At 59.9% G+C, this 20,117-nt stretch carries 20 protein-coding genes; 10 read left to right on the top strand and 10 right to left on the bottom strand.

Annotated features, from left to right (window positions below; all coding sequences use genetic code 11):
• The first annotated feature begins 175 nt into the window (after nt 1-175).
• Both NR164_RS00285 and NR164_RS00280 read left to right on the top strand, forming a co-directional pair.
• Nucleotides 176-1,273 (top strand): carboxynorspermidine decarboxylase, encoded by a 1,098-nt coding sequence (locus NR164_RS00285; RefSeq protein WP_079444044.1) that lies wholly within the window; start codon nt 176-178, stop codon nt 1,271-1,273.
• A gap of 28 nt (nt 1,274-1,301) precedes the next feature.
• Nucleotides 1,302-2,546: a saccharopine dehydrogenase family protein gene (locus NR164_RS00280; protein ID WP_017846534.1), complete on the top strand. Its 1,245-nt coding sequence runs from the start codon at nt 1,302-1,304 to the stop codon at nt 2,544-2,546.
• A 153-nt stretch (nt 2,547-2,699) separates the two neighbouring features.
• Here NR164_RS00280 and glsB read toward each other — a convergent pair whose 3' ends face one another.
• Nucleotides 2,700-3,608 (bottom strand): glutaminase B, encoded by a 909-nt coding sequence (gene glsB, locus NR164_RS00275; protein ID WP_017846535.1) that lies wholly within the window; start codon nt 3,606-3,608, stop codon nt 2,700-2,702.
• A 98-nt stretch (nt 3,609-3,706) separates the two neighbouring features.
• On the bottom strand, nt 3,707-4,117 hold the full coding sequence (locus tag NR164_RS00270; RefSeq protein WP_017846536.1) for a hypothetical protein: 411 nt from the start codon (nt 4,115-4,117) through the stop codon (nt 3,707-3,709).
• A gap of 109 nt (nt 4,118-4,226) precedes the next feature.
• Here NR164_RS00270 and NR164_RS00265 point away from each other — a divergent pair, with 109 nt between their 5' ends.
• A complete protein-coding gene (locus NR164_RS00265) occupies nt 4,227-5,096 on the top strand; it encodes a helix-turn-helix domain-containing protein (protein WP_128192573.1) in 870 nt (289 codons plus the stop codon).
• Here NR164_RS00265 and NR164_RS00260 read toward each other — a convergent pair.
• Complete coding sequence (locus NR164_RS00260; RefSeq protein ID WP_046383691.1) at nt 5,087-5,728, bottom strand: ribonuclease T2; 642 nt, start codon at nt 5,726-5,728, stop codon at nt 5,087-5,089. The two genes, NR164_RS00265 and NR164_RS00260, sit on opposite strands and share 10 nt — an antisense overlap.
• Before the next feature lie 90 nt (nt 5,729-5,818).
• Nucleotides 5,819-6,799, bottom strand: coding sequence for a Gfo/Idh/MocA family protein (locus NR164_RS00255; RefSeq protein WP_256822051.1), 981 nt, complete (start codon nt 6,797-6,799; stop codon nt 5,819-5,821).
• Between the two features lie 126 nt (nt 6,800-6,925).
• Here NR164_RS00255 and NR164_RS00250 point away from each other — a divergent pair, with 126 nt between their 5' ends.
• Complete coding sequence (locus tag NR164_RS00250; protein ID WP_017846540.1) at nt 6,926-7,288, top strand: NUDIX hydrolase; 363 nt, start codon at nt 6,926-6,928, stop codon at nt 7,286-7,288.
• Nucleotides 7,289-8,236: 948 nt separating this feature from the next.
• On the opposite strand, the gene NR164_RS00240 is transcribed toward NR164_RS00250, so the two are convergent.
• The gene (locus NR164_RS00240; RefSeq protein ID WP_026139966.1) at nt 8,237-8,566 is read right to left on the bottom strand and encodes a hypothetical protein; all 330 of its coding nucleotides are present in this window, start codon (nt 8,564-8,566) and stop codon (nt 8,237-8,239) included.
• A gap of 349 nt (nt 8,567-8,915) precedes the next feature.
• Here NR164_RS00240 and NR164_RS00235 point away from each other — a divergent pair, with 349 nt between their 5' ends.
• Nucleotides 8,916-12,047, top strand: a complete 3,132-nt coding sequence (locus NR164_RS00235) for a DUF6531 domain-containing protein (protein WP_372340272.1) — start codon at nt 8,916-8,918, stop codon at nt 12,045-12,047.
• Here the strand turns inward: NR164_RS00235 and NR164_RS00230 are convergent.
• Entirely contained in the window at nt 11,944-12,381 is a 438-nt protein-coding gene (locus NR164_RS00230; protein ID WP_256822050.1) for a DUF3995 domain-containing protein, read from the bottom strand. The two genes, NR164_RS00235 and NR164_RS00230, sit on opposite strands and share 104 nt — an antisense overlap.
• Before the next feature lie 93 nt (nt 12,382-12,474).
• Between NR164_RS00230 and NR164_RS00225 the strand changes: the two genes are divergently transcribed.
• Together NR164_RS00225 and NR164_RS00220 are read left to right on the top strand one after the other, a co-directional pair.
• A complete protein-coding gene (locus tag NR164_RS00225) occupies nt 12,475-12,864 on the top strand; it encodes a DUF2946 domain-containing protein (RefSeq protein ID WP_046383695.1) in 390 nt (129 codons plus the stop codon).
• A gap of 93 nt (nt 12,865-12,957) precedes the next feature.
• Entirely contained in the window at nt 12,958-15,084 is a 2,127-nt protein-coding gene (locus NR164_RS00220) for a TonB-dependent siderophore receptor (RefSeq protein ID WP_046383696.1), read from the top strand.
• 89 nt (nt 15,085-15,173) lie between these two features.
• Here NR164_RS00220 and NR164_RS00215 read toward each other — a convergent pair whose 3' ends face one another.
• Both NR164_RS00215 and NR164_RS00210 read right to left on the bottom strand, forming a co-directional pair.
• Nucleotides 15,174-16,190, bottom strand: a complete 1,017-nt coding sequence (locus tag NR164_RS00215) for an ABC transporter substrate-binding protein (protein ID WP_256822049.1) — start codon at nt 16,188-16,190, stop codon at nt 15,174-15,176.
• A 132-nt stretch (nt 16,191-16,322) separates the two neighbouring features.
• On the bottom strand, nt 16,323-16,772 hold the full coding sequence (locus NR164_RS00210) for a hypothetical protein (RefSeq protein ID WP_017846547.1): 450 nt from the start codon (nt 16,770-16,772) through the stop codon (nt 16,323-16,325).
• Nucleotides 16,773-17,186: 414 nt separating this feature from the next.
• Here NR164_RS00210 and NR164_RS00205 point away from each other — a divergent pair, with 414 nt between their 5' ends.
• From NR164_RS00205 to NR164_RS00195, 3 genes are all read left to right on the top strand, one after another.
• Nucleotides 17,187-17,462, top strand: coding sequence for a hypothetical protein (locus NR164_RS00205; RefSeq protein WP_081610137.1), 276 nt, complete (start codon nt 17,187-17,189; stop codon nt 17,460-17,462).
• A gap of 110 nt (nt 17,463-17,572) precedes the next feature.
• A complete protein-coding gene (locus NR164_RS00200) occupies nt 17,573-17,803 on the top strand; it encodes a hypothetical protein (RefSeq protein WP_017846549.1) in 231 nt (76 codons plus the stop codon).
• Between the two features lie 72 nt (nt 17,804-17,875).
• Nucleotides 17,876-18,112 (top strand): DUF2789 domain-containing protein, encoded by a 237-nt coding sequence (locus tag NR164_RS00195; protein ID WP_017846550.1) that lies wholly within the window; start codon nt 17,876-17,878, stop codon nt 18,110-18,112.
• A gap of 6 nt (nt 18,113-18,118) precedes the next feature.
• Here NR164_RS00195 and NR164_RS00190 read toward each other — a convergent pair whose 3' ends face one another.
• Nucleotides 18,119-18,322, bottom strand: a complete 204-nt coding sequence (locus NR164_RS00190; protein WP_017846551.1) for a hypothetical protein — start codon at nt 18,320-18,322, stop codon at nt 18,119-18,121.
• A gap of 115 nt (nt 18,323-18,437) precedes the next feature.
• A complete protein-coding gene (locus tag NR164_RS00185; RefSeq protein ID WP_371928173.1) occupies nt 18,438-19,670 on the bottom strand; it encodes a methyl-accepting chemotaxis protein in 1,233 nt (410 codons plus the stop codon).
• Nucleotides 19,671-20,117: the final 447 nt, after the last annotated feature.

Below are 20,117 nucleotides of genomic sequence, written 5' to 3'. Positions count from 1 at the left end.
GCGCCCTGGACACACCCCTCCCACATTGGGTCGATGCATGCCGTTGGAGAGTCATATTCCGGGGCTATGCTTGGAAACCCGACGCGCAAAATCCGCCCGCTAACCTTTCGATCTGCTCCAAGTGCGGGCACAATGCGTGTCCTTTTTTGGCAGGCACCGCCGCAGGCTCTCAAAAATGATCAAAACGCCGTACTACCTCATCGATAAACAGAAACTTCTGATCAACATGCAGAAGATTGCTTACGTGCGCGAACAGTCCGGCGCCAAAGCGTTGCTGGCGCTCAAGTGCTTTGCCACCTGGTCGGTGTTTGACCTGATGCAGCAATACATGGACGGCACCACGTCGTCGTCGCTGTATGAATTGAAGCTTGGTCGCCAGAAATTCCAAGGCGAGGCGCACGCCTACAGCGTGGCCTGGGCCGACGATGAAATCGAAGAGATGCTGGAAAACTGCGACAAGATCATCTTCAACTCCATCAGCCAACTGCAGCGTTTTGCCGAACGTAGCGAAGGCAAGACCCGCGGCCTGCGCGTCAACCCGCAGGTGAGCAGTTCGGATTACCTGCTGGCCGACCCGGCGCGTCCGTTCAGCCGCTTGGGCGAATGGGACCCGGTGAAGATCGAAGGCGTGATCGAGCAGATCTCCGGTTTCATGTTCCACAACAACTGCGAAAACGACGACTTCAGCCTGTTCGACAAGATGCTCGGCACCATCGAAGAACGCTTCGGCGCGCTGCTGCACAAGGTCGAGTGGGTCAGCCTCGGCGGCGGCATCCATTTCACCGGTGAAGACTATGCCGTGGACGCATTCTGTGCGCGCTTGAAGGCGTTCTCCGAGAAGTACGGCGTGCAGGTGTACCTGGAACCCGGCGAAGCGGCGATCACCAACAGCGCCTCGCTGGAAGTCACCGTGCTCGACACGCTGTACAACGGCAAACACCTGGCCGTGGTCGACAGTTCCATCGAAGCCCACCTGCTGGACCTGCTGATCTACCGCCTCAATGCCAAGCTGGCGCCGAGCACGGGTGAACACACCTACATGGTGTGCGGCAAATCCTGCCTGGCCGGGGACATTTTCGGCGAGTATCAATTTGATCGTCCGTTGGCCATCGGCGATCGGCTGTCGTTCATCGACACCGCGGGCTACACCATGGTCAAGAAAAACTGGTTCAACGGCCTGAAAATGCCGTCCATCGTAGTGAAACAACTCGACGGTACAGTCGAGGTGGTTCGTGAATTTGGTTACGACGACTACCTGTCCAGCCTTTCGTAAGCTGGCGGATAAAGGAGAGATAAAGCAATTGAAAAAGAACGTTCTTATCATTGGTGCAGGAGGTGTCGCCAAGGTGGTGGCCCACAAGTGTGCGCAGCACAACGACGAACTCGGTCGTATTGCTATTGCGTCGCGCAACATCTCCAAATGCCAGGCCATCATCGACAGCGTCAAGGCCAAGGGTAGCCTCAAAGTACCCGCCGACATCCAAGCCTTCGCGCTGAACGCCCTGGACGTGGAAGCGACCAAGGCCCTGATCCGCGAGACACAATCGCAGATCGTCATCAACGTCGGCTCCGCCTTCCTCAACATGTCGGTGCTGCGTGCCTGCATCGATACCGGCGTGGCTTACCTCGACACCGCCATCCACGAAGAGCCGGGCAAGATCTGCGAGACCCCGCCGTGGTACGGCAACTACGAATGGAACCACCTGGAAGAGTGCAAACAGAAGAACATCACCGCCATCCTTGGCGTGGGCTTCGACCCGGGTGTCGTCAACGCGTATGCCGCGCTGGCGCAGCAACAGCATTTCGACCGCATTGATTCGATCGACATTCTCGACGTCAATGCCGGCTCCCATGGCAAATACTTCGCCACCAATTTCGACCCGGAAATCAACTTCCGCGAATTCACCGGACAGGTGTGGAGCTGGCAGAACAGCCAGTGGACCAGCAACACCATGTTCGAAGTCAAACGTACCGACGACCTACCTGTGGTCGGTTCGCAGAACCTGTACCTGACCGGCCACGATGAAGTTCACTCGCTGTCGAAAAACCTCGACGTGCCCAACGTGCGTTTCTGGATGAGCTTCGGCGAGCATTACATCAACGTGTTCACCGTGCTGAACAGCCTCGGCCTGCTCTCCGAAAAGCCGGTCACCACCGCCGAAGGCCTGCAAGTGGTGCCGTTGAAAGTGGTCAAGGCCGTGCTGCCCGACCCGTCTTCGCTCGCCCCCGGCTACACCGGCAAGACCTGCATCGGCGACCTGGTCAAAGGCACCAAGGACGGCCAGCCGCGCGAGGTGTTCATCTACAACGTGGCCGATCATGAAGAAGCCTACGCCGAGACCGACAGCCAGGGCATCTCCTACACCGCCGGCGTGCCGCCGGTCGCCGCTGCGCTGCTGGTAGCGCGTGGTGAGTGGGATGTGAAGCGCATGGCCAACGTCGAGGAACTGCCGGCTGAGCCGTTCCTGAAAGCGCTGGACGTGATGGGCTTGCCGACTCGGATCAAAGACGAGCACGGCGATCGGGCCTGGGATGCGATTGCCTGACAGGCGATAGCAGACCGAACCAAAATGCGGGAGGGGGCTTGCCCCCGATAGCGGTAGATCAGTCACAGCTGTATTGACTGACACACTGTAATCGGGGGCAAGCCCCCTCCCACATTTGGATTCGTGATGCTTCCTGCACACACGGGAGCGGCCTCAAAACACCGACCACCCAATCCGCTCACTCAACAGTTCCAACGCCTTGATCCCCGCCAGCGAATTCCCCGCCGCGTTCAACTCCGGCGACCACACGCACACCGTGAACTGCCCCGGCACCACCGCGACAATACCGCCGCCGACCCCGCTCTTGCCCGGCAAACCCACGCGATAGGCGAAGTTCCCCGCCTCGTCATACAGCCCGCTGGTGGCCATGATCGAGTTGACCTGCTTGGTCTGGCGCGCAGTCAGGATCTGCTCACCGCTGTGGGCACTCACCCCCTCGTTGGCCAGGAAACTGAACGCCCTGGCCAGGTCCAGGCAGCTCATCTGCAACGCGCAGTAGTTGAAGTAGCTGTGGAGCACCGCGTCGACGTCGTTATGGAAGTTGCCGAACGACTTCATCAGGTAGGCCATGGCCGCGTTGCGCGCGCCGTGTTGCGCTTCCGATTCGGCGACGACGCTGTTGACCAGGATCTGCGGGTTGCCCGACAGGCGCCGCACAAAGTCGCGCATCGACAGAATCGGCACGGCAAAGCGTGACTGGTTGATATCGCAGATCACCAGCGCGCCGGCATTGATAAAGGGGTTGCGCGGGCGGCCGCGTTCGAATTCCAGCTGCACCAGGGAGTTGAACGGTTGCCCCGAGGGCTCGTGGCCCAGGCGCTCCCAGATGGTTTCGCCGCCGTGGTCGATGGCTTGCACCAGGCTGAACACCTTGGAAATACTCTGCACCGAGAACAGGGTATCGGCATCTCCGGCGCAGTAGGCTGCGCCGTCGTTGCCGTACACGGCAATCCCCAGTTGATCGGCGGGCACGTCGGCCAGCGCGGGAATGTAGTCGGCGACGTTGCCGAGGCCGATCAGTGGACGAACTTCGTCGAGAATCGACTCCAACAGCGCCTGCATGTCTTGTCCTGTCATCGTTCTTTGAATCAGTGGTAAGCGGGGCGCGGAGGATACTTCAATGCGCTCGGCAGTCCCACTGGCGGGAGGCGGTGCATGGCTTAGAAATACGTTACATCCGACACCTGCTCATCCAGCACATCCCGCGCCAGCGCCCACGCCTGGTCATTGGACGCCACCATCAGCAGCGGATAACCCCAGGCATTGCCAAACGTCGCGGCGAACGGCTTGAGTGCCCGGCGCTTGGCCGCGCAGGGCTCCACCTGGATCATGCCTTTGACATACGCACGCAGGGCCTGCCGGTGTGTCTTCATCCAGTGCGAGGCGTGCTCGCGCTCTTCGTAGGAGTGCGCGTGATTCAGTTCGTCCAAGGCTTTTTCATACAGCAACACAAAAGATTGCTGACGTGCCAGCAGGCCTTCGAACATCACGAAGCTGTCCTGCGACCCGCCTTCATTCGGCGCATCAAAAACGATCTTCACCACGGGAAATGCTGAACTGTCGAGTCGCATGGCAGAGTTCCTTAATGAGAGGGAGTCTCACTATAAGGCTGGCGAAGCTGGACGGCATTGCACAGAATAGCCAGAATGTTTCGCAATTCAGCCAAGCTGCGAGCTCACCATGAAACGCCATCGCCTGGACCTGCATGATCCGTTGTTAGCCAAGGATGCCGATCTGGTCCCGCGTGCGGTGGTGGCCGTGAGCGCGACCAGTACGTCCGAGCGTTGGGAGCACGTTCAGCACACCCACCGCAAAGGCCAGTTGATGTACACGCTGCGTGGGGTGATTCATTGCGAAATCGAGGCCGGCATCTGGATTGTGCCGCGCCAGTGTGCGCTGTGGATTCCCGGCGGCATGCCCCACGCCGCGCGTGGCGCCGGCGAAGCTGAGTTGTATTGCCTGCTGATCGACCCGGAGGCTGCCGGCGCCCTGCCCTCGCAATGCTGCACCCTGTCGGTATCCGGCCTGTTGCATGAGTTGATCAGCAAGGCGGTGAGCTTCCCGCAGTTGTACGACGTGAACAGTGCGCAGGGGCGTTTGATCGACACGCTTTTGGACGAGCTGGCCCAGGCGCCCATCGAAGGCCTGCACCTGCCGATGCCCCAGGACCCGAGGCTGCGTCGCCTGGCCGACAGCCTGCTGGCCAACCCCGGCGACAAGGCCACGCTCGGCCAGTGGGCGGCGCGCATCGGCATGAGCGAGCGCAGCATGACGCGCTTGTTGCTGGAGGAGTCAGGCCTGAGCTTCGGCCGCTGGCGTCGGCAGTTGCATGTGATCCTGTCGTTGCAACGACTGGCCAGGGGCGAAAGTGTGCAGCGCGTCGCCCTGGACTTGGGCTATGAAAATGCCAGCGGTTTTATCACCATGTTCCGCAAGGCCGTGGGCCAGCCGCCAGCGCGCTACCTGGCGGGCCGTGCCGGGGTGTCGACGTCAACCGAGGCCCCGGCGGCCATCGCATTGCACTCGCTCCAGGCGCCCGATCAGCGCTGAACCGGAATGCGGATATCACCGTCCCGGCACTGGGTTTTCACACTCTTGGGGCAGCCGGCAAAACGCAGTTCCTTGCTCAGGCACACGCGCACTTCGGACAGCACCTTGCCCTTGCAGATCACCGCCACGCCATGGTTGCCCATGGCCGGGTTACTCTCGCGAAAGAGCGCCTCGATCTCCCGTGCCTCCAGGTAACCCGGCACGTTGAACGGCTGCAATTGCTGTGGGATCTGCACCGTGGCCAAGGCCGCATCGGTGGCCTGCAGGTAACGCGTGGCTTCCAGGCCGCTGCAGGTGCCATGTTTGGACCATTCATGCTTGAGCAATGCCTGCGTCGGGAATATCAACGCGCCTTTGGCCAGCTCATCCGCCGACAGCCGCGACTGCGTATCGCACGACGCCGGCCAGCCACCCCGCGCGTATTGCGGCCATAGCCCATGCAATACAAACCCGTAGCCTTTGCCGCTGCATTGCTCGTTGTTCGGGTGCGCCAGGCAGAACGTCGGCGACCACGACAGCGACAGCACATAAAAATCAAAGTCCCCCGCCGGCCGTTGCTCGCGTGGCGCCGCCTGCGTCGCCATGCTTGCCAGTACCCACCCCACGGCCAGCCAGGCTGCCTTGTATTTCATCCGTCTGTTCCTTGAAAAAAATAAGCCCGCATTGTGAGTGCAGGCCAGGGTCCGGCGAAAGTGGTGAATGCAACGCCGGCGCCAGGAAAACTACTCAGGATGATAGGGATTGCGTTGCAGCACCTTGTCCAGAATCCGGTCGGTCTTCAATGCCTCGATCGCCAGTGAGGGGTGCTCGGCTTCGCCGCGAATATGGGCGTTCATGCCCAGCACATGGTGCCACTGGATATGCGTGTGGCAAGGCACCTCCAGCACTTCGTCGACCGCCCCTTCAAGCCGCAACGGCTGGTCGTCGAACACCGCAAACGTGATCCGCCCCAGAGTGCCGATCAGCTCGACGCGATCTTCACGGCGGTCCGCGACAAAGTTCCAGCAGCCCATGCCCAGCGCACCGGAGCTGAAAGTCCAGCAGGCGGTCACCGCGTCTTCCGCCGCATACTGTCCGGCCTGTCGCGCGCTAAACCCGGCAACCTCGACAATGTCGCCGGCCAGGTACTGGAACAGATCAAAGCCGTGGCTGGCCAGGTCGGCAAAGTAGCCGCCGCCGGCAATGGCCGGGTCGGTGCGCCAATTGGCGGCACTGGTGTCTTCGATGGCTGGCGGCTTGCACAGGGACCAGGTCAGGTGACGCAGTTGGCCGATGCGCCCATCGCGCAACCAGTCGCGCACTTGCTGGAAGCGCGGCAGCGAGCGGCGATAGTAGGACACAAACAAATGCAGCCCGGCACGTTCGAAAGTGCGCTGCATCAATGCGCCCTGCTCGGCATTCAGCGCCATGGGTTTTTCGACACAACAGTGCTTGCCGGCGGCCGCGACCATCAGGCTGTATTCGAGGTGGCTGTCGGGCGGTGTAGCGATGTACACCGCGTCCACCTCAGGGTCGTTGATCAGTGCCTGGGCGTCGGTATAGAAACGGCCAATGCCGTGGCGTGTCGCATAATCGCGCACAGCCTCCTCGCGGCGCCCCATCACGGCCACCAGGGCCGAACCTGGCGCTTTGTAGAAAGCAGGTCCACTCTTTAACTCAGTGACGCTGCCACAGCCGATCATGCCCCAACGTACCGTCTTCATCTGCTCCCCTCGTGCGTTGTCGTCAATCGACCAGTATCTATATCCTCACGCAGATGCGCCACCACCACCCAGCATGACATTTGCATTACACTTTTATGACAGACATCTCGCTGCGGGGCACAGACGATGAAAATACGCGCAACGGTGATTTGCGAACACGAAGGGCATATCCTCTTCGTGCGCAAAGCCAGATCGAAATGGGCGTTGCCGGGCGGTAAGGTCGAACGCGACGAGCGCCCGGTAGGCGCCGCCGAACGGGAGCTGGAAGAAGAAACCGGGTTGAACGTCGACGGACTGCTGTACCTGCAGGAATTGAAGGCGCGCGACACGCTGCACCATGTGTTCGAGGCGTCGGTGGTGAACATCGCGCAAGCACGGCCGTGCAACGAAATCATCGATTGCCGCTGGCACGCCTACGGTGCGATGGACGAGCTGGACACTACCGATACCACCCGGCACATCGTCAAATCCTTTCTGCGACGCCTGTAGTTCCGCGCTCTGTCCGGCGACCTGTGCAGATTCTGCGTCAGGGCGCTTCACTCGAATGTGCTCAGGCAGGTTATCGACTTGCTCGCCACCGAAATCGGTAATCTCATCCAGCGAGTTGGATGGAACAGTGTGATGCTCGAGTTTGCCGAGAACATCGACGAGTTGCTCGTACCAAGCCAAGCACAATGGTCGGATGCGCGCGGAGCTTGTTGATGCCGACAACAAATCCCAGGCAAAAAAAATCCCAAGTAGCTGATGGAAACTTGGGATTTAAAAAATGCATAAACCGTGGGAGGTGAACGCCCGGCTATAGTACCGATTGCCTAATTCCGTAACAAGATGGTTTTAATCCTTTCGTCGGAATAAAACAATCGTAAGTCCTTCAATAACCACACATTTATCAAGGTATGGAGGTATATAAGTGCCACTTTTTGGTGCAAATACCATCGCGACTTTGAAGTATTATTTCCCTTTATAAAGAAGGGTTATCAATCGATCTCGGCGTCAGACTTTTCGATGACTGTCCGCTCAACTGTTTGCACGTATCGCTAAGTTCAATCCTGTTTGCCGAGGCGGCACTGGCCACGCGCTCCACTTGCCTGCAGAGAGCCAGGTACTCGACGGTCTGTTCACGCTGGCGGTCGACTTTGGCATTGAGTTGTACGAAATAGATCCCCAGCAACACCGCAACGCACAACACCGCGACTGCGAAGTAGCGCAAGCTGTCGGGCGACCGGGGCTCCGGAGGGATCATCATTTTAATGCGCCCTGCTCTTCTGGCAGCGAACGTCGGCGATCAGGAACAGCGCGGCGACATCATCCGACGTCGCCCCGGGAAAAAGCGTTTGCATACCAACCTCCTCAATGACGGGGGCAATTGTATGCAAATAGAAACACTGAGATTGTCGTGGATTTGTAAACCGCGCTGCTCGACCAGCAAGAAGCGCCTTATTTGCGCGCCACTTTGTAGCGCACGCAATCCTGATAGAAACTCTGGCGAATCGCCTCGGGCTTGAGCCGTGAACGGCTGTCATAGGTCTGCTCGGTGATGCCCATGGCCATCATCCGCATCCATGACTTGTTGAACTTGATGGTCTGGATCTTCTGCCGCGCGGCATACAGTGAAACGCCCGACAGCTTGAGTTCCTGTGCCCTGGCGGCCGTACCCGCGCCCCAACTGCACATGTACTTGTCGCCCTCGCGCAACTCCCGTGCCTGTACGGCAGCCGCGCCGCCGGCCAGGGAACAGGCGATCAGCATGATTCCTACATTGCGCATTTGCTTCCTCACCTAACCAGCTGAAAATAAAAGCGATTCTGGCGAGAATTTTGTTACAAAGGGGCCACTAAATTGCCTTATCGCACGGATTGAAGGATCGCCACAATGCGGGCTCAACTCGCCGGCCGATATCTGGAAACCGGGCAGCAAGACGAGTGGTTTTATTTGCGCGAACAATGACGGGCGGTCTCGCAATCGGTCGGATCGACTTTTTGGGTAGCCCTTTCAATTGCTTTTTCGCGGGATTTTCCCTGGGCGTGTCAGCCCCTTCTGATTTTTCCAGCCGTTCGTCCAGCGTCTTTTTTCCGCGGCAGACTCCGACGTCTTACCCTTTGCCGAGACGTCACGGATGACTAACGCTTCCCACATTGCCTTTATCACACCTGAGCTGGATGGCGTGCATCAACGCCGGGCCGAGTATCCCCAGCAGGTCAACGCCGGGTATGGCGCACTGGATTCGCTGAGGCTGACCGATGCCGCACTGGACGGGCTCCTGCCGTTCGAATGGACGCGGTGCTATCACCCCCGTGCGGTGGATGTGGACTGCGGATTGGGGGTTGGCTGGAGCCACTCGCTGGCGCATCGCCTGACGCTGACAGACGCCTCGGCGGTGTGGATCGACCATGAGCACCGATCGACCGCCCTGCCCTTGCCGACCGAGGCGCGACCGACAACCGGCAATCGCCAGGCCGACGCCGCGATCTACCTGGGCGCGCGGTCGGATGAGCTGGTGCTGTGCCAGGCATCGCGCTTCTACCACTTCTGCCACGGTGTGCTGACCGCGATCAGCGATGCCTACGGCAACCGGCTGCGAATTGTCCGCGATGTGTTGGGGCACATTGAACGCCTGGATAACGGTGTCGGTCGCTCGCTGTTTTTCCGTTATGAGCGCGGCCGCTTGGTGGCCCTCGATTATCAGGTTCAGCGGCCCGAGGGCGGTGCGGCCGGGGATTGGATGACCGAACAGACCGTGGTTTCCTACACCTATGACGACATTGGAAGACTGGTTTCGGCGACCAATGCCGTAGGGGAAAGCGAGACCTATCGGTACGACGAGCAACACTTGATCCTTGAACGCCAGTTAGCCGGCGGCGCGCGCTTCTTTTGGGCTTGGGAACGGGCTGGCAAGGCGGCGCGATGTGTCCGGCATTGGGCGAGTTTCTTGCAGATGGACACGCGGTATGCCTGGGGGGACGACGGTAGCGTGACCCTTCACAACGCCGATGGGAGCCAGGAAACCTATGTTCGGGCACGGCGGGTGCAGCGGGTGGGTCCGGATGGCGCCAAGCATTTCAGATCCTATGACGACAAGGGCCGTCTCACAGTCGAGCAAGACCCCCTCGGCGCGGTAACGGCGTATCAGTACGACGACGCTGGATGCTTGGTCGCGTTTTTTCCGGGGGAAGATGAGCCAACGTCCTACGAGTATGACAATGGATTCTTAAGAGTTGTACGTCGTGGCCAGGCAGTTTGGAACTACGCACATAACGACCAAGGCAATGTCATCCGTCAGACCGACCCCGATGGCAACGTTACCGACTATAGCTACAACCAGTATGGCCAACTGATCGGGGTTTGGTTTCCCGACCATAGCTGCCTGCGGCGGTGGTGGAATGAGCGTGGGCAGTTGCTTGAAGAACACTGGCCAAACGGCAGTGTGAAGCGCTATCGCTATGACGATCTCGGTCGGAGAGTGGCGCAGGAGGACAAGCATGGGGTGGCGACCCAGTACCAGTGGGACGGTGTCGGACGATTGGTTCGTGTGGTCATGCCCGGCGGTGGCACGCGCGAATACAGCTACAACTCCTACGGAAGAATCACCGCCGAACGCGATGAACTGGGGCACGTCACTCGCTACGAATACACCGACGGTCTGCCCCTGATCAGCCGCCGCATCAATGCGGACGGTAGCCAGGTCAACTACCGCTACGACCACATGCGATTGTTGCTCGCCGAGATCGAAAACGAAGTCGGCGAAATCTACCGCTTCGACTATCACCCCAACGGCCGGCTCCAGCAGGAAATCGACTTCGACGGCCGACGCACCGCCTATGCCTACGACCTCAACGGTCAGCTGCTGGAAAAAACCGCACACGGCACCGACGGCAGTCAGCTCGTCACCCGTTACCGGCGAGACCACGCCGGCCGGTTGGTCAGGAAAACCCTGCCCGATGGCGGCATTGTTGAATATACCTACGACCGCCAGGGCAACCTCCTCAGCGTCGACGACGGCTACCGCCCGCTTACCTACGAATACGACCCGCAAAACCGCCTGATCGCCGAACACCAGGGCTGGGGCACACTCCGTTATGGCTACGACGCCTGCGGCCGACTCAAATACCTGCGCCTGCCGGACAACAACCAGCTAGGGTTCAACCATGACAAGGGCGGCCACCTCGCGACCGTTGAACTCAATGGCGCGCTGTTGACGTCTCACCTGTTCGACGCCGGCCGAGAACACCAACGCGCCCAAGGCAAACTGCTCAGCAGTTACCAATACGATGAGCATGCACGCCTGTTCAACCATGGCATCTGCGATATCGAAGGCACTCGCTACCGCCGCCAGTACAGCTACGACAAAGCCGGCAACCTCAGGTACTTGCTCGACACCCGCAAAGGCGAGCACCGCTACCACTACGACACGCTAAACCGTCTGGTCCGAGCTGATCATTCCCAGGCCCCACAGGAACGCTTCGCCTACACGCCGGCGGGTAACCGTCTGACGCTCCAGGATGACCGCCACTACGACTACGACGCCTTTGGCAATCTCATCCGCGAACGGCGTGGCCAGGCCCACTCTGTCGTTACCGAATACCGCTACGACTGCCAGCAGCGCCTGATCGGCCTCACCCGCCCCAACGGCCAAACTGTCCACTACCGCTACGACCCGTTTGGTCGCCGCATCAGCAAAACCGTCGCCGGCACGACCACCGAGTTTTTCTGGCAAGGCGACAGACTGATCGCCGAGCACCACGCGCAACGGCATCGCAGCTACGTCTACGAACCCGACAGTGTCCGCCCACTGGCCCTGCTGGAAGGCTTCGGCCCACAGCACACCACGCCTTTCCACTACCAACTGGATCACCTTGGCACCGCGCAGGAACTCACCACCCCCGACGGCGAAATCGTGTGGTCCGCGCACTACCGCGCCGATGGCCGGACTACGCGATTGGACGTCGAAAAAATCGAAAACCCGCTGCGCTCCCAAGGTCAATACTTAGACCGGGAAAGCGGGCTGCACTACCATCGCCACCGCTACTACGATCCGGATAACGGTCGCTGCCTGACGGGTGGGCAGGATCAACGCCTATCGGTAAGCGCCCAACCCCACGGGGCGGGTCTGCAGGCGGGTGAACGCTCGCGGCGCGATCAGGCGATCAACTCCACGCCACCAACAACAACCCGGCGCCCAACAACAGGCACAACGGCGAATAAAAATACGTATCCCACCGTGCAAACCGCGAACCACCGACCTTTTTGAAAAAACCCACCAGCTCCGAATCGCCGATTGCCCTGGCAAACATGATCACGGCAATCGCGCTGATGCCCCATTGCAATGCGCCATGGGACACCGGCGAAAAATACAGCCCGGCCCGCAGGCAAACGAGCAAGGCGATTGCCACCAGGCCCATCGCCACCAGCAAGGTGCCCAATGCCGAAGGCTTGAACGCCAGGCGGGGGCCGCTGGCGAATTCGCCGGGAAGTTGAGGGATGGCGGCGAGGCTGCCGAGCTTGCCGCCGGCGGCCCAGTACAAATGCACCATGCTGACAAAGGTGAAAATACCGACGATCCATCGTGCGACGATAAAGCTCATGGCGGCCTCTCCCGGAATTTGTGCGAATTAGGATAGTCCCCCTGAGATTTTTTGCAGGCATTTCGTCGGCGGCCGATGGTAAAGTGCCACCCCATGAAAATCACCCGTGCCGACCGCTCGCTCATTGCCTGGATGCTCTACTGCAGCGTCCTGTTCAATGTGTTCGCGTGCAGCATTGGTCATGGGCAGATGGTGGGCATGCAGCTCAACGGCATCGGCGGGCAGTTCTGTACCGTCGACCCACGCACCCAGGCGCCCAAGCCGTCCACCCCCGCCGATGAAAGCCTGCCGACGCTGTCCAAGGCGTTTGGTTGCCCGCTGTGCTCGACCGGCGGCATGGGCCCGGCGCTGAACTCCAGCCTCAACGTCGCGGTGTTGCCGCAACCCCACGCACCGCCGCCGGCTATCGTACTGGCGGCTGACATTCCTGCCCGCTTCACCTGGCCCACGGCCCACCCACGGGCGCCTCCCGCCCTCGCCTGATCCTCGCGCTTTCTGATCTGCACTGACACCGTTTCCGTAAGGAAGTACGGGCGACTGTGCGTTGTTTTCAAGCAGGTTTTTCAGGATTCAAGCATGAAACATTTACCTCTGTTGGCAGGCCTGTTCGGCTGTCTGCCAGTCTGTGCCTGGGCGCTCGAACTGGCCCCGACCACCATCGATGGCGAACCCTCCCACGAACCCGGCCTGGCCCTGGACCAGTCCAGCGGCGTGGCATCGCGACTGGGGTTGAGCGTGCGCGAAACGCCCGCCTCGGTGGCGATCGCCAACCGCAATGACATCGAGCGCCATGGCGCCAAGACGTTCCGGGATGCAGCCAATACCTTGCCCGGTGTCAACGCCAGCGCACCGCCGGGGTTTGGGGGTTTTGTCTCGTATCGTGGGTTTACCAGCAGCCAGATCACCCAGATGTTCAACGGCATCAACGTCGCCACCGGCCTGGCCCGGCCGGTGGATGCGTGGATCTATGATCGGGTGGAACTGGTCGGCGGCCCCTCGTCCTTGATCAACGGCGCTGGCTCCGTGGGCGGTTCGCTGAACTACGTGACCAAGCTGGCCACCCGCGAAGAACAGGCCGCCGAAGGCCAACTGACCTACGGCAGCTACGACACCGCCGGCATGGCATTCGGCCTGAACCACGCGCTGACCGACCCCAGCGCCGACGTGCAGCATTACGCACGCCTGGACGTCAGCCGCAACACCAACCACAGCTACATCGACCGCGACCAGCGCGACGCCTGGAGCGTAGCGTTTTCCCTGCTCAGCGACCTTACCCCCAACCTGTCCCATACCCTGGCCCTGGAATACCAGGACGAACATGAAGACAGCCCGTACTGGGGCACGCCGGTGCTGAACCCCAAGGCCGGCGAGCTGAAGATCGATAAACACAACCGTTTCAACAATTACAACGTCGCCGACGGTCGTTACGAACAGCGCACGCTCTGGGCGCGTTCGATCATCGACTACCGGATCAACGACAGCACCACGCTGAAAAACACCCTGTATCACCTGGACAGCCAGCGCGATTACCGCAACCTGGAGACCTACCAGTACAACGCCGACAACAGCGCGGTGAACCGCTCGACCGCGTACCAGGTGCGTCATCAGGGTGAGCAGAATGGCAACCAGTTCGAGCTGCGCCACGACGACCGCGTCTTCGGCCTCGCCACCACCTGGTCCGGCGGCTTCGAATACAAGGTCAACAGCACGACCAACAGCCCGCTGAGAGCCGCAGGCAACAGCACGGTCGATCCTGACCATTACGACCCGGGGTACTTTTACGACATCCCAGGCACCCGACCGGGCTTTATCAGCGACAAGACCAACGAGGTCACCACCAAAGCGCTGTTCGTGGAAAATCGCCTGGGCCTGACCGATAAACTGACATTGCTGACGGGCCTGCGCTACGACGCCATCGATCTGGATGTCACCAACCATGGCGCGATAACCGCCAGCAGTCCACGGCACTTCACGCGCAGTTGGGAGCCGGTGACCGGGCGCGCGGGCCTGACCTACCAGTTCATCCCGACGGCCAACGTGTACGTGCAATACAGCACGGCCGCCGAACAGCCGAGTACCACCACCCAGGTATTCGACGTATCGACCGGCAAACAGTGGGAGGTGGGCAGTAAATTCGATTACCTGGACGGTCGCGGTTCGGCCACCGTCGCGGCTTACAAAATCGAGCGCAAGGACTTTGCCGTCACCGACCCGCTGGACCCCACCAACAGCATCCCGGTAGGCGCACAGTCGTCCAAGGGCATTGAGTTGGCCAGTTCGTTGCGCATCACACCGCGACTACTCGCCGAAGGCAACTTCGCCTGGGTGGACGCCGAGTACGACGAGTTCAACGAAAAAATCGCCAGCGGCGCGGTGGTCTCACGCAAGGGCAATACGCCGACCAATGTGCCCAAGCGCGTCGGCAACCTGTGGCTGACCTATGATTTTTCCGAGGATTGGCAAGGCGGCGTGGATGCGCGGTATGTGGCCCAGGTGTATGCGGATAACGCCAACACCCAGACAGTGCCGGCCTACACCCTGTTCGGCACATTCCTGCGCTACAAGGTGGACGCCCACACCTCGGTGACCGGCCGCGTGCGCAACCTGACCAACGAGGTGTATGCCGAATTTGCCCATGTGTCGCCGGCGTATTACCTGGGGTCGCCGCGCACGTTTGAAGTGGCGGTGCAAACCCGCTTCTGAGGCTGGAATGCTAGCCAATGTGAAAGCGGGCACACGCTGACAAGCCCGCTTCCACATTCTTGCCCCGCGTTCTGCCGCAGGATGGGACGCTATTTCAGGCTGGCTTCAACCTTCCGTGCCACATCCTCCGTCAACCAGGCCTTCCACACATCAGGATGCGCCTTGAGAAACGCCAGCGCGACGTCGCGTGGCGCGGTGTGATTCTCGCTCATGCTCGCCAAGGCTTTGTTCAGCGGCTCGATCGGGAACTCGACTTTCTCGAAGAACCCGACAATCTGCGGATGTTCTTTCTGGAACGGCGTGGACACGCCGATACTCAACTTGGACGCCAAAGACCGTGTCGGCTTCGGATCGGGATTGTCCGCATCCGTCAACGTCTTCCACGCCTCGGCATCGAACGCCGGCTCTTCCAGCTGGATCAATTTGTAGCGCCCCATCAAGGGCGTCGGCGACCAGTAATAGAACAGCACTGGCTTACCGCGACGAATCGAGGAAGTTATCTCGGCATCCAACGCCGCCCCCGAGCCACTGCGGAAGTTCACATAGCTGTCGTCCAGGCCGTAGGCCTTGAGTTTCTGTTTGTTGACCACTTCCGAGGTCCAGCCAATGGGACTGTTGAGAAAGCGCCCTTTGCCTGGGGATTCGGGGTCCTTGAACACGTCCTTGTAACGCGCCAGGTCCGCGACACTTTTGAGGTCTGGTGCCAGGGGCTTAAGGCCTTTGGCGGGGTCGCCCTTGACCACGTACTCCGGCACCCACCAGCCTTCGGTGGCGCCCTTGACCGTATCGCCCACCCCGGCCACCTTGCCTTCGGCCTCGGCCTTGACCCATACCGGACTGCGGCCTGCCCATTCTTCGCCGATCACCTGGATGTCATTCTTCGCCAGGGCGGTTTCCAGGGTGATGGTGGTGCCGGGCAAGGTGTCGGTGGGCAGGTCATAGCCCTTCTCGACGATATAGCGCAGCACTTCGGTGATCAGACTGCCACTTTCCCAGTTCAGGTCGGCAAAATGCACAGGCGCCTGTGCAGCCGAAACCGGCAACGAAGCCACCGACAGACTCAGGCTCGCCAGGGACGCCGCCAACAGGGATCTCAATCCTTTCATGCCTTTGCACCTCACGTGTTCGCTGCAATAACGGACGGCTTGGCCGCCACTGCGCGAAGCCTCTGAATAGTTAAGTCAACTCAACTGTAGTAGAGGTTCCGGGAGATAAAGGCTGTTTGCTGTACGAGCGGGTTATTCGCTGGCCTTGAAGGTCACCAGTTCACCCTTGCGCCACTTGGCGGCCTTGCCGGTCACGGCCTTGAGGGTTTTGGTCAAGCCTTCCTGCAATTGTTCGTTGGCGGCAAACACCAGCATCACGCTGTGACCTTCCTTGAACACAATGCCCTGGCCTTCGGCCGAGGAAACAAAGGCATAGTCGCCCAAGCCATACACCGTCAACTTGATATCGCGGAACTTCAATTCAAACTTGCCACCTTCGCGACTGGGCAATACCGCGGCACGAAAATGATCACCGACCTTGAGTTCAAGGCGTTGTTTGTCATCCACGACCAATGCCGATTCAGTATCGATCTCGGCGATATAGATGCCTTCCGGTGTCTGTTCAGTGATGTAAACAAAACGGGATTGAAACTGCTTGACCAACTTTGCGCGCAAATCACCCAGCACGAATAACGCGTGCATATCCAGATTACTGACTGCCAAGGAAACGCCCCCAGATCAAAAAAAGCACTGTCCGCCGGAACGGGCAGCACAAAAAAGCGGCCATACCGGCACGCTGACACAACGCATTGATTAAAAACCCTGAAAAAACGCCCCTGCGGTGCCATAAGACTAATACAGGCATACACGACGAGCCTTATGCAGGCCATCGATCTTCACAGCAAATCACAGGTTTAACAGCCCGAGAAGACGGGTCGACCAGCTTCAGAGAATAACCCAATTAAAAAGCGCAGTTTCCGACAACCTGCACAAAACAAAACACCTGGAATGGAACCGAGTACCGATTGCCGACGACAATATTAAAACAGCAACACGGGTCAAAACCACCCGTTCCGCTGCTGGCGGGCCAACCAGATCGATCGACAGGAGCTGACCATGCAACGACGTCAACACAACGCTACGTCTTCCAGCACTCACTCATCCTATCAAGACGAGCGCCAATACTACTGCTTGCACAGCCATGATGGGTACTCAAACTCCGTGCTTTATCAAGTTGTACCGGCCGGGCGCAACTTCTTTCATATTCTGGAAGTCACCAGCGGCAGGATCAAAGGCTTTCGCAGCAACCATATCCGCGCCTGCGAACTGGCAAAAACCCTCGAGGCCGCCCTGCACGCCCCGCACGGCGGGATCGTTTCGTCACCTGGATGACTTTACCGCGCCGTCGCCCCTCAACAACTGCCATACTGGCCCGTCCATTGAAGTTTGCCCCGTGCGGGTCAGGTTTCATCAGTGCAGTTACCTTGAAGGGAAGGTTATACGTGACGGAATTTGATATTGGCGAATTTTTTATCCATGGCGAAGCCAAGGAAGTAGACGGAGAATTCCAAGCAGTTATCGTAATGCGTGCCAAGCCCCCCTTGACCACGATCACAATGCACCAAGTGGAAAAAGATCGTTGGTTCAAGACCGCGGACGCCGCCGCCGTCGCGGCAAAAGAAGCCGCCAGGGCCCTCAAGACAGCGGTGGACTCAGGGGCGTTGACCTCCTGAGAATCCGATAGAACTCTACTGCGCGACAAGCCTCCGATGCATACCCCCCCCAAAACCGGCATGGAGAACGATATGGATGCGCCAGTACCAACCCTTGAAACCCTGTTTGATCAACTGGGCCTGGATTCCACCCCGAAGGACATCGACGCGTTTATCGCTGCCCATCCTTTGGCCGACGACGTCAAGCTGATCGACGCGCCCTTCTGGACGCCCCAGCAGGCTCAGTTTCTCAAGGAAGAACTTCGGGAAGACGCTGAATGGGCGATGGCCGTGGATGAACTGAACCAGCGTCTGCACCAAGCGCAATAACGCCCCTCAATGCAGGCTGTCTGACTGTTCCATGCGCAACAGCGCTTGCCAGGCGGCCCTGCACTCCTCGGCTTCATCACGGCTGGCGAAGACGGTGCCACGCTGCTCACCGTTGAGCAGCACGACCCAACAAGCCTTCTGACCCAGCGCACGCAGGGTTTCGGGTACGCCACTGCCAATCATCACAGCGACATCGACTTTGTTTTGCATGGAGCTTCTCCGCAACAATCGTTAGCTAACTAACAACGGCGGCCATGCTACGTTTTTCCTACCCTCAGAAAAAGCTATCCCCTGGATAGCTCTATTGCGCAAACAGCAACAATCTCTAGTGCCTGGCCTTCGTGCCTTCGGGTTTATAGCCCAGGCGCAACCCGCCCCAATGCCGGCCCTTGACCATGATCGGCACCGACAAGTCGTGCATCAACTCACCGGTATCGCGGGTGTAGGTCTGCAACAGTACCGCTTGCTGATGGCTGCCACAGCGAATCCCGGTACGGTCGTCGAACTTGCGCTTGGTGCGATTCTGTAACGCATCCACCTGTACATCGCCGGTCAAGGGTTGGGAAAACGCCTTGTTGTGTGTCGGCACATACCCCTGTTGCGTACAGGCGATGGCAAATACCAAACCTTCGTGTCGCGGCAGCAGCGCCTCTTGAATCGCCGGCAAAACCTGATCGGTGTAGCTGTCAAAACGCGTGTGGTACTTGCTGGGGTGGGTGTTGGGGATCGCCGCGTAGTTGCGGTCGAACAGATCCTCCAGGCTGACGCGGTTTTGCAGTACATCGGCCTCGAACTGTTCGGCGATGCGGCTCGCGCCTTCGCGGGCGAGGTCGTAGACGCGCTGGTGATAGTCATCCAGCCCGACGGCGGCCAAGCGTTCGCTGATGGTTTCGGCCTGCCCTTCCATTTGCACGGCGGCATCGGCCAGTTGACGGGTTTGCTCGTCGCTCACCGTCAGGTCGCTGCGCATTTGCTCCACGGCATGGAACAGGCTGTCGAGTTGCGCCCGATTGGTCTCGGTGCCTTGGGCGATTTCGTTGACCTGCCCTTCGACATCCGCGGCCAGGCTGGCGATGTTCTGCAGTTGCTCACCGGCGTGCTCCACCTGCTCCACGCCGGTGTGCAGGTCCGCCGACAGTTGGCGAATCTGCTCCACCACCTGGCCGGTGCGTTGCTGGATATCGGCCACCATCACCCCGACTTCCTCGGTGGCGGTAGCGGTACGGCCGGCCAGCCCACGGACTTCATCGGCCACCACGGCAAACCCGCGCCCATGCTCGCCGGCACGCGCGGCTTCGATGGCGGCGTTCAAGGCCAGCAGGTTGGTCTGGCTGGCGATGGACTGGATCACCAGGGTCACCCGCTGGATTTCCTCGCTGCGCTGGCTCAGGGCTTCAATCATCTCGCGGCTGGCATTCGCGCGCTGGCTGAGTTGGTGCATGCGGGTGATCGACTGGGCCAGCACTTCGCGGCCCTCGGTACTGCGCTGATGCGCCTGGCTGGCGGCGCCCAGCGCCTGGTGACTGAGTTGGGAGGTGACTTGTTCGGTGCCGATCATCACTTCGGCGCTGTTGACGATCTGCTGGGCAGCGCTCAACTGCGACTGCAGGCGCGCAGCCAGTTGCTTGACCGAATAGGCCACGCCGGCCGCCGACAATGCGTTATGGCTGGTGGTATAGGACAGGTCGCGGGTCAGGTCGCCAATCGCATCGACCGCTTCGGACGGCGCCGCGCTGGGCGTGCGTTTTTTCAGACGGGGCAGCCAGATCACCAGCAAGGCCAGTGTCAGGCAGAGATAAATCGGCAGGCTGGCAAACGCAAGGCCGAGCAGGACCAGCACCACGGCGGTGCTCTGCAAAAGCGGCGTCAGCCAGCCGGGCAACCCGCGCACCACCGCGTGCGGTGGCACTGCTGCGCCCATCAGAGATCCGTCTCCAGCCATCTTCGTCACCCCACTGCTTGTCATTATTGTCTCTGCATTAAACGCCACTATCAGGCCATTATC

It is taken from the genome of Pseudomonas sp. Pse79 (genome assembly GCF_024519615.1).
Lineage (GTDB): Bacteria > Pseudomonadota > Gammaproteobacteria > Pseudomonadales > Pseudomonadaceae > Aquipseudomonas > Aquipseudomonas veronii.
This window is presented reverse-complemented; position numbering and strand designations above follow the sequence as displayed.

Coding starts and splice junctions, on each gene's coding strand:
- NR164_RS00285 (WP_079444044.1), top strand. CDS start 176: ATGATCAAAACGCCGTACTACCTCATCGATAAACAGAAACTTCTGATC.
- glsB (WP_017846535.1), bottom strand. CDS start 3,608: ATGCAGGCGCTGTTGGAGTCGATTCTCGACGAAGTTCGTCCACTGATC.
- NR164_RS00270 (WP_017846536.1), bottom strand. CDS start 4,117: ATGCGACTCGACAGTTCAGCATTTCCCGTGGTGAAGATCGTTTTTGAT.
- NR164_RS00265 (WP_128192573.1), top strand. CDS start 4,227: ATGAAACGCCATCGCCTGGACCTGCATGATCCGTTGTTAGCCAAGGAT.
- NR164_RS00260 (WP_046383691.1), bottom strand. CDS start 5,728: ATGAAATACAAGGCAGCCTGGCTGGCCGTGGGGTGGGTACTGGCAAGC.
- NR164_RS00255 (WP_256822051.1), bottom strand. CDS start 6,799: ATGAAGACGGTACGTTGGGGCATGATCGGCTGTGGCAGCGTCACTGAG.
- NR164_RS00250 (WP_017846540.1), top strand. CDS start 6,926: ATGAAAATACGCGCAACGGTGATTTGCGAACACGAAGGGCATATCCTC.
- NR164_RS00240 (WP_026139966.1), bottom strand. CDS start 8,566: ATGCGCAATGTAGGAATCATGCTGATCGCCTGTTCCCTGGCCGGCGGC.
- NR164_RS00235 (WP_372340272.1), top strand. CDS start 8,916: ATGACTAACGCTTCCCACATTGCCTTTATCACACCTGAGCTGGATGGC.
- NR164_RS00230 (WP_256822050.1), bottom strand. CDS start 12,381: ATGAGCTTTATCGTCGCACGATGGATCGTCGGTATTTTCACCTTTGTC.
- NR164_RS00225 (WP_046383695.1), top strand. CDS start 12,475: ATGAAAATCACCCGTGCCGACCGCTCGCTCATTGCCTGGATGCTCTAC.
- NR164_RS00220 (WP_046383696.1), top strand. CDS start 12,958: ATGAAACATTTACCTCTGTTGGCAGGCCTGTTCGGCTGTCTGCCAGTC.
- NR164_RS00215 (WP_256822049.1), bottom strand. CDS start 16,190: ATGAAAGGATTGAGATCCCTGTTGGCGGCGTCCCTGGCGAGCCTGAGT.
- NR164_RS00210 (WP_017846547.1), bottom strand. CDS start 16,772: ATGCACGCGTTATTCGTGCTGGGTGATTTGCGCGCAAAGTTGGTCAAG.
- NR164_RS00205 (WP_081610137.1), top strand. CDS start 17,187: ATGCAACGACGTCAACACAACGCTACGTCTTCCAGCACTCACTCATCC.
- NR164_RS00195 (WP_017846550.1), top strand. CDS start 17,876: ATGGATGCGCCAGTACCAACCCTTGAAACCCTGTTTGATCAACTGGGC.
- NR164_RS00190 (WP_017846551.1), bottom strand. CDS start 18,322: ATGCAAAACAAAGTCGATGTCGCTGTGATGATTGGCAGTGGCGTACCC.
- NR164_RS00185 (WP_371928173.1), bottom strand. CDS start 19,670: ATGATCGGCACCGAACAAGTCACCTCCCAACTCAGTCACCAGGCGCTG.